This window comes from Rhizobium sp. CCGE531, from assembly GCF_003627795.1.
In the GTDB taxonomy this organism is placed as follows: domain Bacteria; phylum Pseudomonadota; class Alphaproteobacteria; order Rhizobiales; family Rhizobiaceae; genus Rhizobium.
Window position 1 is genome coordinate 579,242 of record NZ_CP032684.1, and the last position, 12,784, is coordinate 592,025.

A 12,784-nucleotide genomic window follows, 5' to 3' on the forward strand; every position below is an offset into this window, starting at 1 on the left:
ACCCTGCCTGACCAGGAACAATGAGCGACTTTACGACAAGATCGGCCCCCGAGGCCAAAGATGGAGCCGATGCAGCCTCCTCCGACGAGGTAGGCAGTAGTAGCAACGGCAAGCGATCACATTCTTCCTTCTGGGCGCGCGCTGCGCGTATCCTGCGACCGGCACAGGACTCTGCCCGGCTGCGCGAGGATCTCGCCGACGCGTTGATGACCAACGTCGCCGGTGACGATACCTTTTCCCCGGATGAGCGAGCGATGTTGCACAACATCCTGCGTTTCCGCGAGGTACGCGTCGAGGATGTCATGGTGCCGCGCGCCGATATCGAGGCGGTAGACCAGAATATCACCATCGGCGAACTGATGATCCTGTTCGAGGAAAGCGGCCGCTCACGCATGCCCGTCTACGCCGACACGCTGGATGATCCGCGGGGTATGGTGCATATCCGCGACCTGTTGTCCTATGTCGCCAAGCAGGCTCGAAACAAGCGCCGCGGGGGCAGCGCCAAGACGGCAGCCACTGCTGCGCCCGCGCCCGCGACTGAGAAGCCGGCGCGCTCGGCCAAGCCGAATTTTGACCTTTCGCGCGTCGATCTTCAGAAGACGCTGGCCGAGGCCGGCATCATCCGCAAAATCCTGTTCGTGCCGCCCTCGATGCTGGCTTCCGATCTCCTGCGTCGCATGCAGGTCAACCGCACGCAGATGGCGCTTGTCATCGACGAGTATGGCGGTACTGACGGTCTTGCTTCGCATGAGGACATCGTCGAAATGGTCGTCGGCGATATCGACGACGAGCACGATGACGATGAAGTCATGTTCAAGCGCGTCTCCGAAGACGTCTTCGTTGCCGATGCCCGCGTCGAACTCGAAGAGATCGCCGCCGCGATCGGCTCGGATTTCGATATCGCCGAGCAGGTGGACGAGGTCGACACGCTCGGCGGCCTGATCTTCTCCGCACTTGGCCGCATTCCGGTGCGCGGCGAGGTCGTGCAGGCGCTTCCGGGCTTTGAATTCCACATTCTCGATGCCGATCCGCGGCGCATCAAGCGGGTTCGCATCACGCGCAAGCGCCATCCCGCCCGCCGTCGGCCGACCGTCAAGCTGGAAGGTGAGGCAGGTGCGCCCGAACGCGATTTGCCGGCGCCGGAAACAATTGTTGAGGAAACCTCGACCGGGTCCAACACCGCCAGCCATTAGAGCAATTTCAGAAAAAGTGCGTAGCGATTTTCCATCCGGAATTGCTAGGAAACAAAGAGATAGAGCGGTTCAGAGTTCCGTGAAACGCTGAACCGCTCTAATCGGCACTTCAGCGGGACAAATCGCTCCATTTTTGAAAGACTGCGGCCAGTTGATTCGCAGTTGAACGGAGCTGGCGCATGGAATGGCTTTCGGGCCGGGTGATCCTCGTCTGGGGTTTCAAACGTGCGTTGCTTGTGATTTTTGCCGGTGCCATCGGCGTTCTGGCGCTGCCGCCTTTCGGCTTTTTCGCCGCGATGTTCGTCTCCTTCACGCTGCTGGTCTGGCTGCTGGACGGGGTTGCCGCGGGCCCGGACAGTGGCCTGCTCGGACGGCTGTGGCCGGCCTTCTTCACCGGCTGGCTGTTCGGCTTCGGTTACTTCGTCGCGGGTCTCTGGTGGCTCGGCCATGCGCTGCTGATCGATGCCGACGAGTTCGCCTGGGCCCTGCCGCTGGCGATCCTCGGTCTTCCTGCCTTTCTCGCGGTTTTCTACGGCGTGGCGACCATGCTTGCCCGTATCCTGTGGTCCGATGGCATGGGGCGCATCGCCGCACTCGCATTCAGCTTCGGCATCCTGGAATGGCTGCGCAGCTTTCTCTTCACCGGCTTTCCCTGGAACGCCATCGGCTATGGCGCCATGCCCATTCCGTTGATGATGCAGTCGGCGCATCCAATCGGCGTGCTGGGTGTCACGGTGCTTGCCGTTTTCGTCTTCGCGGCACCGGCATTGCTCGGCACGCGTCAAGGGCGGCTGCCGGGGATCGGCCTTGCCGTCCTCATCGTTACAGCGCATTTCGGCTACGGCTATTATGCGCTTAGCCAGCCGGAAGCTCCGCTCACCGATGCCAAGACGGCGCCGGTCGTGCGCATCGTTCAGCCTTCCATCGACCAGGAAACCAAGATGGACACGGCTGCCGATCGCGCCGCCATCTTCGACAAGCACCTGGCGCTTTCGGTTCAGCCGCCGGCAAACGGTGGCAAGCGGCCTGACATCATCGTCTGGCCCGAGACTGCGGTGCCCTTCATCCTGACCGACAACCGGGATGCCCTTGCCCGCATTGCGGATCAGCTCGAGGACGATCAGATCCTGATCACCGGTGCCGTCCGCGTCGAAGACATGGGACCGGGCGTCGAGCCTCGCTACTACAATTCGATCTACGTCATCGACGGGCGCGGCCAGATCATCGGCGCGTCCGACAAGACCCATCTCGTGCCCTTCGGCGAATATGTGCCCTTCGAACACATCCTCAGCTATCTCGGCATCGAGAATGTGGTGGAATTGCCGGGAGGATTTTCCGCGGCGGCCAAGCGGCAGCTGCTGACCTTGCCCGATGGCCTCAAATTCTATCCGCTGATCTGCTACGAGATCATCTTTCCGAATGAGATGACGCCGGAGATCCGGCAGGCCGATGCCATCCTCAACGTCACGAATGATGGCTGGTTCGGCGACACGCCCGGTCCATACCAGCATTTCCTGCAGGCAAGGGTGAGGGCGGTGGAGCAGGGGCTGCCGCTGATTCGAAGCGCCAATACCGGCATTTCAGCTTTTGTTGATCCGCATGGGCGCGTGCTTTCTGGTGTCGATTATAATCAACAAGGCTTCATTGATACCACTTTAGGTGGCGCAACCCTATCGCGCATCGACGACAAGGCCAGGAAAATATACTTTTGGTTGATTATCGGGGTAGCCGGCATAATCGCCTTGATTTCACGCATGGGTTTTATTTCCAGGGTGAATTGACCAAAAAACCCTAAAATTGCATAGTGCTTAGTGTCCGCCTTTCGAACGTAAACTGGAGGCCTTGGGGGCGTCGGCTGCAACGTGGCGTTATAGGGGTGGTGAAGGGTACCGGGTGGCAGGTCCTGAATTCAACCTATGTTAGGGTATTATGATGATTGAAAACAAAAAGAAGCCGAACCCCATCGACATTCATGTCGGTAGCCGCATACGCCTCCGCCGCACGATGCTTGGCATGAGCCAGGAGAAGCTCGGCGAAAGCCTGGGAATTACCTTTCAACAGATTCAGAAATACGAAAAAGGCACCAACCGCGTTGGCGCCAGCCGCCTGCAGAATATCTCCAGCATCCTCAATGTCCCGGTTTCCTTCTTCTTCGAAGATGCGCCAGGCGATCACTCGGCCGCCGGCGGCATGGCCGAGGCGTCCAGCTCCAACTACGTCGTCGACTTTCTGTCCTCTTCCGAAGGATTGCAGCTCAATCGCGCCTTCGTGAAAATTTCCGATGGCAAGGTCCGGCGCAAGGTCGTCGAGCTGGTCAAGGCGCTGGCCGCCGAGGCGGATGCCGAGTAGCCCTCGAAGCAAGGTCGAACCGATAAAGTCGAGAGGCGGTCATTTTTGGCCGCCTTTTCTGCATTTACGGCAAAATTTTATCACTCTGGCTGGGATATAAAGATATATTTATGTCCTTGTGCGGCTTGTTTTTCGAGCTGGAGGCGAATATCAAAAGCGGAGATTTGTTCTTTGAGGGGAATCCCGCATGCGCGCGAATTATCTGTTTACGAGTGAGTCTGTTGCCGAAGGTCACCCGGATAAAGTCTGTGACCGCATCTCCGATGAAATCGTCGATCTGGTTTACCGCGAGGCCACGAAGACCGGCGTGAACCCTTGGACCGTGCGCATCGCATGCGAGACCCTCGCCACCACCAACCGCGTCGTCATCGCCGGCGAAGTTCGTCTGCCGCCGAGCCTGATGAAGAAGGACAAGGATGGCAACGACGTCATCAATCCTTCGAAGTTCAAGGCGGCCGCCCGCCGCGCCATCAAGGATATCGGCTACGAGCAGGATGGCTTCCATTGGAAGAAGGCGCGCATCGACGTGCTTCTGCACTCGCAGTCCGCCGATATCGCCCAAGGCGTCGATAATGCCGCTGACCAGCAGGGTGACGAAGGCGCTGGCGACCAAGGCATCATGTTCGGCTATGCCTGCCGCGAGACCCCGGACCTCATGCCGGCACCGATCTACTATTCGCACAGGATCCTGCAGCTGCTCGCCGCCGCCCGCAAGAAGGGCGATGGCGACGTTGCCAAGCTGGGTCCGGACGCCAAGAGCCAGGTGACGGTCCGTTACGTCGACGGCAAGCCGTCCGAAGTGGCCTCGATCGTGCTTTCCACCCAGCATCTCGATGATAGCTGGGATTCGACGAAGGTTCGCTCCGTCGTCGAGCCCTACATCGTCGAAGCGCTCGGCGACCTGAAGATCGCTTCCGATTGCAAGTGGTACATCAACCCCACAGGCAAGTTCGTCATTGGCGGCCCGGACGGCGACGCTGGCCTCACCGGCCGCAAGATCATCGTCGACACTTACGGCGGCGCAGCCCCGCATGGCGGCGGCGCTTTCTCGGGCAAGGACACGACCAAGGTCGACCGTTCCGCGGCCTATGCCGCTCGCTATCTCGCAAAGAACGTCGTTGCCGCCGGCCTCTCCGACCGCTGCACGATCCAGCTGTCCTACGCCATCGGCGTTGCCCAGCCGCTGTCGATCTATGTCGATCTGCATGGCACGGGCAAGGGCGTCAGCGAAGACCAGGTCGAAGCGGCCATCCGCAAGAACATGGACCTTTCGCCGACCGGCATCCGCCGTCACCTCGATCTCAACAAGCCGATCTATGCCAAGACCTCGGCCTATGGCCATTTCGGCCGCAAGGCCGGCCGCGACGGCTCCTTCTCCTGGGAGCGTACGGACCTGGTCAAGGCTCTCAAGGAAGCCGTAAAGCTCCGGGAAGCTGCATGATCGATACCGAGCGTCGGTCGCGGGCGACGGAAGCATTCTTCGGCCGGCGCAAGGGTAAGGCCTTGCGCGGCCAGCAGGCTGAAAAGCTGGAAGCATTGCTGCCACAGTATATCGTCGATCTTTCCGCCCCGGCGCCGCAGCCGCTGAATGATCTTTTCCCGGTGCCGACCGAGCGTCTGCGCCTGGAAATCGGCTTCGGCGGCGGCGAGCATCTCATTTATAGGGCGCTGGAGCAGCCGAAGACCGGCTTCATCGGCGTAGAACCCTTCGTCAATTCAATGCAGAAGCTGCTTGTGCGCGTCGACGACGCCGGCGCGCACAATATCCGCGTCTACAATGACGACGCGACGCAGGTACTGGATTGGCTGCCGGACGGCTGCCTCGACCAGATCGACCTGCTCTATCCCGATCCCTGGCCGAAGAAGAAGCACTGGAAGCGCCGCTTCGTTTCACAGGTGAACCTTGCCCGCTTCCACCGCGTCCTGAAGCCCGGAGCCCTCTTCTGCTTCGCGTCCGATATCGACACCTATGTCAACTGGACGCTGCAGCATTGCCATGCGCATGGCGGCTTCGAATGGACTGCCCGGAATGCCGCCGACTGGCTGACGCCCTATGAGGGCTGGCCGAGCACGCGCTATGAGGCAAAGGCCCGGCGCGAAGGGCGCTCGTCCGCCTATCTGACCTTCAAAAGGGTCTGATTGCTCGTTTTCCAGGGCAAAAATTGGGGATCTCAGTGACCGCATCATCCTGTATGGACCGCCGCTCGAGGCGGTCTGGATCATGCGCATGCGTCGCGGGATGGGCCGGTTCGATGCGGTCCTTGCGAGCGGTGAAGTTCACCGCCGGGCGACGCTCGTGGTCAGTGCAGGCTGACCGTCTTCAGTTCGTCTTCCGCGGCACGATAGAAGGTGCTGGAGCGATTGTCCGTTAACAGGATCGGCGTGCCGTCGGCACCGAAAAGCGCCCAGAGATCGACATCAGGGTCGATGCTCGGCGCTTCCGGGAAGCAGCGCGATACTTCGGACCAATCCATTTTTCTGACATAAGCGACCTCGCCGGCGCCGATATTGGCAAGCTCGGATTGGGTCAGGCGGGCGGTAGCTTCTTTCAATAACATGCTCGTACCTCCACAGCATGAGGGACCAACGGCTCAGAGCATGGTGCCGAAAAATGCAAGCGGCTTTCGGGCGACATCATGCTCTAATTATTTGATTCTAGGCCGGATTCAGATTTCAGGTCGATTCGACCTAAAATTACCCGGCTCTAGGCCGTTGTCTTACTGTGAGACCGAAATGTTAATTTTCTTTACTATGCGGTCCGGTTCCGGCCGGATGAGGTCGACGGAGAGCAAGCCGTTCTTTAGCGTCGCGCCGAGCACCTGCATGCCGTCGGCAAGCACGAAAACGCGTTGGAATTGCCGGGCGGCGATGCCGCGATAGAGATAGTCGCGCTCACCCTGTTCGACCTGGCGTCCGCGGATCAGAAGCTGGTTTTCCTCGGTGCTGACATCGAGCTCCTCTTCCGAGAAGCCTGCCACGGCCAGCGTGATGCGCAGCCGCTCCGGCTCGCCCGACAGGCGGTCCGCACGCATCCGTTCGATATTGTAAGGGGGATATCCGTCACTGACCTTGGAAATCCGCTCCAGCGTCTTTTCCATGGTATCGAAGCCCAGAAGCAGCGGGCTCGCAAAGGGGGTCGTCCGGCTCATCGTCTCAAAGTCCTTGGGTAACAAGCGACCGTTCCGGACCTGATCTTCAGCACCCGGTTGTCCCTAATATGGGAGTACCCGCTTGTGAGTGCAAGCCATCGCATCTTCGCATTTGCGAGATGGAATCTTGCCGTGACGATTCGTTTCGTCACATGGCTTTCGAACGCTTGACAAAGCCTGACCGGACCCGCGACAAAGCCTGTCGATCTTTACCGGAGGAAAGCCACAGATATGACCGAACCCAGAAAAATCATCATCGATACCGATCCCGGTCAGGACGATGCCGCGGCGATCTTCCTCGCCTTCGGCAGCCGCCAGGAGATCGACGTTCTTGGCATCACCACGGTCGCCGGCAATGTGCCGCTGCGGCTGACGAGCCGTAACGCCCGCATCGTCTGCGAGCTCTGCAATCGCCGCGACGTCAAGGTTTTCGCCGGCGCCGATGCGCCGCTCAAGCGCAAGCTGGTCACCGCCGAGCATGTGCATGGCAAGACCGGCCTCGATGGCCCGGATCTGTCCGAACCGACCATGGAGCTACAGCCGGGCCACGCCGTCGATTTCATCATCGACACGCTGCGCAAGGAGCCGGAAGGGGCAGTCACCCTCTGTACGCTCGGACCGCTGACCAATATCGCGATGGCCTTCCAGAAGGCGCCTGACATCGTCGGGCGCGTGCGCGAACTTGTCATGATGGGCGGCGGCTTCTTCGAGGGCGGCAACATCACGCCGGCGGCCGAATTCAACATCTACGTCGACCCCGAAGCTGCCGACATCGTGGTCCGCTCCGGCGTGCCCATCGTCATGATGCCGCTCGATGTCACGCATAAGCTGCTGACCCGCAAGGATCGCGTCGCCCGCATCGCTGCCGTCGGCACTCCGCCGGCCAAGGCCATGGTCGAGATGCTGGAATTCTTCGAGCGCTTCGACATCGAGAAATACGGCTCGGACGGCGGCCCGCTGCACGACCCGACTGTGATCGCTTACCTTCTGAAACCCGAGCTGTTCAAGGGGCGCGAGTGCAATGTCGAGATCGAGGTAACGTCGGAGCTGACAGTGGGCATGACCGTTGTCGATTGGTGGCACGTCACTGACCGCAAGCACAATGCCAAAGTCATGCGCGATGTCGATGCCGACGGTTTCTTCGCGCTTTTGACGGAACGGTTCGCCCGCATCTGATCGGGACCATCAAAAAGGCCGCCGGATCGCTCCGGCGGCCTTTTGATTCATCAAACTGAGCCGGCTTAGAACTCTTCCCAGTCGTCCCGGGCAAGCGCATTGGCGCCCTGGGTCTGAGGAGCAGGCTTGCGCGTCGGTGCGGCCGCTGGTGCTGTTGCTCTGCGCGGAGAGACGGGCGCCCGCATCTGCTGGGCGGTGGCTCGCAATGCGCTGGCATTGTCCTGAGCGGCGCGTGCCGTGCGGAAGCGTGCGACGAGGGTCTTCAGCGTCTGGGCTTCCTCGGCAAGCGTCACGCTGGAAGCGGTGGTTTCCTCGACCATCGCGGCGTTCTGCTGGGTCACCTGATCCATCTGGTTCATGGCGGAGTTGATTTCCTTCAGCCCGATGGCCTGCTCGCTCGCGGAGGCGGAAATCTGGCGGATCAGGCCGTTGATCTCCATCACCTGCTGGGCGATCTTGTGCAGGGCGTCGCCTGTGCGGCCAACCAGATCCACGCCTTCTTTGACCTGTCCCGCCGAAGTGTTGATCAAGGTCTTGATTTCCTTGGCGGCATTGGCCGAGCGCTGGGCGAGTTCTCGAACTTCCTGTGCAACGACCGCAAACCCCTTGCCGGCCTCGCCGGCGCGGGCGGCTTCGACGCCGGCGTTGAGCGCCAGCAGGTTGGTCTGGAAGGCGATCTCGTCGATGACACCGATGATGCGAGACACTTCCTGCGACGACTGCTCGATGCCATGCATGGAGGAAATGGCCCGCTGGACGATCTCACCGGAGTGCTCGGCATCCTGGGACGCGGCATTGACGCTGCTTGCGGCGGTGCGGGCATTCTCGGCGCTTGAATTGACCTGCGCCGTGAGTTCGTTGAGGGCTGCTGCCGTCTCTTCCAGGCTTGCCGCCTGCTGCTCGGTGCGACGGGCGAGATCCGACGCGCTGTTGCTGATTTCACCGGTGCCGCTGCCGATGTTGCCGACGCTGACATTGACGGTGTGGACGGTTTCTTCGAGGCTCGCAAGCGCGGCATTGAAGTCCTGCTTGAGCTGGGCGTATTCGCCCGGGAAGTCGTCCGTGATCCGTTGATTGAGATTGCCCTTCGAGAGTTCGGCGAGGTTTTGTCCCAGAATGCTCACGATCTGGCGCTGCAGCGCGACGCTCTCGCCGCGTTCGGCTTCCGAACGGCGGCGCTCGCCCTCGGCAGCCAGGCGCTGATCGGTGGCTTCGCCTTCGAGGCGCTTGGTATCGGCCAGCTTGAAGCGGAAGCCTTCCAGCGCCTTGGCGACGGAACCGACTTCGTCGGCGCGGGCCTGGCCGGCGACCGGCTCGGCGTAGTTGCCGGCGCTGAGGCGGTTGACACTGGCGACGAGACCGGCGAGCGGCGTCTGCACGAAGCCGCGCACGGCGGCATAGAGAGCCAGCATGACGGCGGCGAGCACCAGGATGCCGGCGACGATCATCATATACGTCTGGTCACGCACCGGCGCCGCGATCGCGCTGTGCGGCACATCGATGAGGACGACCCAGGTCGCGCTGAGGCCCGGAACGGCGAAGGGATAGACGACGCGATCGAATTCCTCGCTGGCGTTTTCCGACAGGTTCCTGAGGACGTTTGCGGAGGAGGAGGTCAGCGCCGCCTTGATGACATCGGCGCCCGAGCCGTTATAATCCTTCATCAGCAGGTCCGGGGTCGGCGCGACGAGCCACTTGTTGTCCTGGGAAACCAAGAGAACGCGACCGGTGCCGAAAGGCTGCAGCTTCTGCAGCTTGGTGGAAAGCGAGGCAAGCGAGATGTCGACGCCCGCGATGCCGATCAGCTTGCCGCCTGATATCACCGGATAGGCGATCGAGCTCATGGTTGTGGGAACGTCGGTGCCCTGAGCCAGGTAGGGCGGGGTAATCGCACCCTTGCCGCTGTCGGCTGCAAGCTTCCACCAGGCGGCGGTGTAATCATTGTCGAAGGTGGAGTACTGGATGCCGCCGTCCTTGGTCTTGGACCAATAGGGCGTGAAGGCACCCTTGTCGTTGACGCCTTCATCCTTGTTGTTGGCAAGCTCCGTCGTCTTGCCGTCCAGCGCGCCGAGCTGCTCGCAGAACCAGCTGCCGAACGCGAAGGCGTTCTGTTCGACATTCGCCTTGAGGATGTTGATCATGCCCTTGCGATCGAAGGTATGGCCTTCGTGGCCGCGGCCGATGATGGCGGCCATGGAGCGGGCGGCGCTGGCCATTTCGCCGACATTGGCGGCGATCTCGTTGGAAATGGACTTGGCCTCGGTATTGGCCTGATCCATCGTCAGTGCCTCGACGCGATCGCGGGTCTGGGAAATCAATAAAAAGTTGGAGACCAGCAACACGAGCGCAATCGCCAGGCCGGTGACCAAGATCAGCTTGGCCGCAAGCGACTTCATACGAAAGATGAACATCATTTCCTCGAAAAAGCGATGCGTCGGATACACATTATCCAGATGCAAAGTCGGCGCAGGATGGCCCTGTCATGGGACCGCCGTTAAAATTCCTGCCGCAGCCGGAAGGCCATACGCGCCAGGCCAGAGGAGAATGATATGGAAGCGCAAAAATTTAATTAATTGCGCTTCGCATGGCCTACGAAATTTACTCTTAAAGCTTTTCGGCGACTTCGCTTGCAACCGGGATGGCCGGCTGCGCGCCCGGCTTCAGGCAGGCCAACGAACCGGCGACGGCAGCGCGGCGCAGGCTGGCCTTGAAATCAAGGCCCTGATCGAGGCTCGCGGCAAAATAACCGCAGAAAGTGTCGCCGGCACCGACCGTATCGACCGGCTCGATGACGAGGCCCTTGGCGCGCGAAAGCTCGCCGTCACGGACGGCGATGACGCCGTCGCCGCCAAGCGTGACGATCAGGGTCTGCCCGGTTTCGTCATGCAGCCGGACGAGGGCTGCTTCACGTTCGGCCGCCGACATGTTGTCCTGTCCGGCCAGCCGCTCGAATTCCGTCTCGTTGGCGATGACAATGTCGGCCAGCCGGCCGAGGCGGGCGGCCTCCGGGATCAGAGGGGCGAGATTGAGCACGGTGCGTACGCCCTTCGCCTTCGCAGCATTCAGCGCCATCTCGACCGCGGCGACGGGGATCTCGAACTGAAGCATCAGCGTATCGCCTGGGTTCAGTGCGGCGACGGCAGCCGCGGCATCTTCTGCCGTATTCGTGCCGTTGGCGCCGGGAACGACGGCGATCATGTTCTCGCCGTCGCCGCCCACCAGGATGAGGGCCGTGCCGGTCGGCTCGGACACGCGGCTAACGGCGGAAAGATCCGTGCCGGCCGCGTCGAGCAAGGCAAGCGCAGGCTCCGCAAAGCCATCATTGCCGACTGCTCCGCTCATGTGCACCGTTGCCCCGGCCCGGCGCGCGGCCAAAGCCTGGTTGGCACCCTTGCCGCCGGCGGCGGTGGAAAAGCCGTTGCCGGCGACGGTTTCGCCCGGCTTCGGCAAACGATCCGTGGTGGCGATGAGGTCCATGTTGATGGAGCCGAAAATAGTGATCATGCGGTGTCCTGCCCTGGCTGTTGATCTCGCATGACCCTGCCCGAAGGCCGCCTTATGTCTTTGTGGATCATGCGTCGATTGGGCGCGACACTGCCCGAAGCGATCAGTCCTCGTCAACTACCCTCAGCTTGAGTTGGCTGGTGCGGTTGTCGGCAGGCTTGGGCCGGTCCTCCGCACGCGCCTTCACCGGCTCTTTCGCGGTCTCGAATTCCAGCGCCTCTATCCGCTCGCCGCGCCTTGCCAGCTTGTCGGCCGAGGTGACGATCATGTCGACATCCTTCTGCGCCATGGCGAAATGGCCCTGGAGCTTGCGCACGCGTTCGTCCAGCCGCGAGAGATCGTCCATCAGATGCGCCACTTCGCTCTGGATGACATGAGCCTGCTCGCGCATGCGCTGGTCCTTCAGTACCGCCTGGATGACCTGGATCGACAGCATCAGCAGCGAAGGCGAGACGATGACGATGCGGGCGCGCTGGGCCTTCTGCACGATCGCTTCGAAATTCTCGTGGATCTCGGCGAAGATCGACTCGGACGGCACGAAGAGAAAGGCCGTATCCTGCGTCTCGCTCGGGATGAGATATTTTTCGGCGATATCGCGGATATGCAGCTCCAGATCCCTGCGGAATTGCTGGGCGGCGATCTTACCTTGATCGGGATTGGCGGCGCCGCGAATGGCGTTCCAGGCTTCCAGCGGGAACTTGGCATCGATAACAAGCGGCGGCGAGCCGTTCGGCATGCGAACGGTGCAGTCCGGCCGCGAGCCGTTGGAAAGGGTAGGCTGGAATGCGTAGGCGCCCATCGGCAGTCCATCGGCGATGATGGTCTCCATGCGCGCTTGGCCGAAGGCGCCGCGCGTCTGCTTGTTGGAGAGAATGGCCTGCAGGCCGACAACATCCTTTGCGAGTGTCTGGATATTGGTCTGTGCCGCATCGATGACGGCGAGCCTTTCCTGCAGTCGGCGCAGGTTTTCATGCGTCGAGCGCGTCTGCTCGCCGATCGTCGCCGTCACCCGTTGCGACATGCCGTCCAGCCGCTGGCCGATTGCCTGATTGAGCTCGGCCTGCCTGGAGCCGAATACTTCGGCCATGGTGGCGAGCCGCCCCTGCATCTCCGCCTGCGACCGTAGCAGCGCTGCCATCGTATGCTCGGCGTCGAGCATATCGTCCTCCGCGCGTGCTCTGCCGCGGACGAAAAGGACGATCATTGCGATAACAAGCAGAATGACGAGGCCGGTCAGAACCTGGACCGTGGAAATGGCTTGGCCGAAGACGATGAAGGACATGAAACCTGGCGCGCTGGTGACGTTCTTATCGGCACCATAGCAAAATTATTGTGAATATCCAGATCAAAACGTGAACAGAATTTTGGGGCCATTTGCGCCGACCCTGATGGCGATCGTTGAAAAAACACCGT

General features: G+C 61.2%; 11 protein-coding genes. 6 read left to right on the top strand and 5 right to left on the bottom strand.

The window, feature by feature from the left end; all coding sequences use genetic code 11:
* The first annotated feature begins 20 nt into the window (after window positions 1-20).
* The 5 genes from CCGE531_RS02875 to CCGE531_RS02895 all read left to right on the top strand — a co-directional run bounded on the left by CCGE531_RS02875 (window position 21) and on the right by CCGE531_RS02895 (window position 5,681).
* Window positions 21-1,193: a hemolysin family protein gene (locus CCGE531_RS02875; protein WP_120662836.1), complete on the top strand. Its 1,173-nt coding sequence runs from the start codon at window positions 21-23 to the stop codon at window positions 1,191-1,193.
* Between the two features lie 179 nt (window positions 1,194-1,372).
* A complete protein-coding gene (gene lnt, locus CCGE531_RS02880; protein WP_120662837.1) occupies window positions 1,373-2,974 on the top strand; it encodes an apolipoprotein N-acyltransferase in 1,602 nt (533 codons plus the stop codon).
* Between the two features lie 151 nt (window positions 2,975-3,125).
* Window positions 3,126-3,542, top strand: coding sequence for a helix-turn-helix domain-containing protein (locus CCGE531_RS02885; protein WP_120666419.1), 417 nt, complete (start codon window positions 3,126-3,128; stop codon window positions 3,540-3,542).
* Between the two features lie 187 nt (window positions 3,543-3,729).
* Window positions 3,730-4,983: a methionine adenosyltransferase gene (gene metK, locus CCGE531_RS02890; protein ID WP_120662838.1), complete on the top strand. Its 1,254-nt coding sequence runs from the start codon at window positions 3,730-3,732 to the stop codon at window positions 4,981-4,983.
* Window positions 4,980-5,681, top strand: a complete 702-nt coding sequence (locus CCGE531_RS02895; protein WP_120662839.1) for a tRNA (guanosine(46)-N(7))-methyltransferase TrmB — start codon at window positions 4,980-4,982, stop codon at window positions 5,679-5,681. The genes metK and CCGE531_RS02895 overlap by 4 nt, the downstream gene beginning before the upstream one ends.
* A gap of 161 nt (window positions 5,682-5,842) precedes the next feature.
* On the opposite strand, the gene CCGE531_RS02900 is transcribed toward CCGE531_RS02895, so the two are convergent.
* Both CCGE531_RS02900 and CCGE531_RS02905 read right to left on the bottom strand, forming a co-directional pair.
* Entirely contained in the window at window positions 5,843-6,100 is a 258-nt protein-coding gene (locus CCGE531_RS02900; RefSeq protein WP_120662840.1) for a DUF1150 family protein, read from the bottom strand.
* Window positions 6,101-6,259: 159 nt separating this feature from the next.
* Window positions 6,260-6,691 carry an Hsp20 family protein gene (locus CCGE531_RS02905; RefSeq protein WP_120662841.1) on the bottom strand — a complete coding sequence of 144 codons (432 nt, stop codon included), beginning with the start codon at window positions 6,689-6,691 and terminating at the stop codon, window positions 6,260-6,262.
* Window positions 6,692-6,922: 231 nt separating this feature from the next.
* Between CCGE531_RS02905 and CCGE531_RS02910 the strand changes: the two genes are divergently transcribed.
* Entirely contained in the window at window positions 6,923-7,867 is a 945-nt protein-coding gene (locus CCGE531_RS02910) for a nucleoside hydrolase (RefSeq protein WP_120662842.1), read from the top strand.
* A 65-nt stretch (window positions 7,868-7,932) separates the two neighbouring features.
* Here the strand turns inward: CCGE531_RS02910 and CCGE531_RS02915 are convergent, their stop codons facing one another.
* The 3 genes from CCGE531_RS02915 to CCGE531_RS02925 form a co-directional block, all read right to left on the bottom strand.
* Window positions 7,933-10,278 carry a methyl-accepting chemotaxis protein gene (locus CCGE531_RS02915; protein ID WP_120666420.1) on the bottom strand — a complete coding sequence of 782 codons (2,346 nt, stop codon included), beginning with the start codon at window positions 10,276-10,278 and terminating at the stop codon, window positions 7,933-7,935.
* 193 nt (window positions 10,279-10,471) lie between these two features.
* Window positions 10,472-11,371: a ribokinase gene (locus CCGE531_RS02920; protein ID WP_120662843.1), complete on the bottom strand. Its 900-nt coding sequence runs from the start codon at window positions 11,369-11,371 to the stop codon at window positions 10,472-10,474.
* Window positions 11,372-11,474: 103 nt separating this feature from the next.
* The gene (locus CCGE531_RS02925) at window positions 11,475-12,653 is read right to left on the bottom strand and encodes a DNA recombination protein RmuC (protein WP_120662844.1); all 1,179 of its coding nucleotides are present in this window, start codon (window positions 12,651-12,653) and stop codon (window positions 11,475-11,477) included.
* Window positions 12,654-12,784: the final 131 nt, after the last annotated feature.